At 51.3% G+C, this 1,309-nt stretch carries 1 rRNA gene; it reads right to left on the bottom strand.

Annotated elements, in window-relative coordinates:
- Positions 1-2: 2 nt before the first annotated feature.
- Positions 3-1,309 (bottom strand): 23S ribosomal RNA (locus D9Y29_RS26395); the annotation flags it as partial.

The following is a 1,309-nucleotide window of genomic DNA, read 5'->3' on the forward strand; positions in this document are numbered from 1 at the left end:
AAAAAATTAAAGCGTACGGGTAATTAGTACTACTCGACTTTAGTGTTACCACTTTTACATCTGTAGCCTATCAACGTCATCGTCTCTGACGACCCTTAAAAGAATACTCATCTCGTGGAAGGTTTCACGCTTAGATGCTTTCAGCGTTTATCCTGGCCGGACGTAGCTACTCTGCACTGCACCTGGCGGCACAACAGATACACCAGCGGTCCGTACGACCCGGTCCTCTCGTACTAAGGTCATGTCCACTCAATATTCTAACGCCCATCACAGATAGGGACCGAACTGTCTTGCGACGTTCTGAACCCAGTTCACGTGCCACTTTAATCGGCGAACAGCCGAACCCTTGGGACCTTCTCCAGCCCCAGGATGTGACGAACCGACATCGAGGTGCCAAACCTCCCCGTCGATATGAGCTCTTGGGGGAGATCAGCCTGTTATCCCCGGAGTACCTTTTATCCTTTGAGCGATGGCCCTTCCATGCAGAACCACCGGATCACTTTAGCCGGCTTTCGCCCCTGCTCGACGTGTCTGTCTCACAGTCAAGCTCCCTTATACTAATGCGCTCTGCGTACGATTACCAACCGTACTGAGGGAACCTTTGCAAGCCTCCGTTACTTTTTAGGAGGCGACCACCCCAGTCAAACTACCCACCATGCACTGTTTCCCGGAAGGGATTAGACTCTAAGCAAACAAAGGTTGGTATTTCAACGACCGCTCCACGGCACCTGGCGGCACCGCTTCAAAGCGTCCCAACTATTCTACACATTGTTTGCTCAAAATCAATGCAAAGTTGTAGTGAAGGTTCACGGGGTCTTTCCGTCCCGTGACGGGTAACCGGCATCTTCACCGATACTACAATTTCGCCGGGCTCGCGGAGGAGACAGTGTTCAACTCATTAGACCATTCGTGCAGGTCGGAACTTACCCGACAAGGAATTTCGCTACCTTAGGACCGTTATAGTTACGGCCGCCGTTTACTGGGGCTTCAGTCAGAAGCTTTGGCTTGCGCCGAACATCCTTCCTTAACCTTCCAGCACCGGGCAGGTATCAGGCTCTATACGTCATCTTACGATTTTGCAGGGCCCTGTGTTTTTGTTAAACAGTTGGTTGAACCATTTTACTGAGACCACATCACTGTGGTACGCTTTATCCCGAAGTTACAGCGTCAATTTGCCTAGTTCCTTCTCCGCGGCTCACCCGAGCACCTTAGGCTATTCGCCTCGACTACCTGTGTCGGTTTGCGGTACGGGCCGCTTCAGCCTAACCTTAGAGGTTTTTCTCGGCAGTTTGATTAGGACCACTATCAC

This window comes from Pseudoflavitalea rhizosphaerae (assembly GCF_003991355.1).
Taxonomy (GTDB): Bacteria; Bacteroidota; Bacteroidia; order Chitinophagales; family Chitinophagaceae; genus Pseudobacter; species Pseudobacter rhizosphaerae.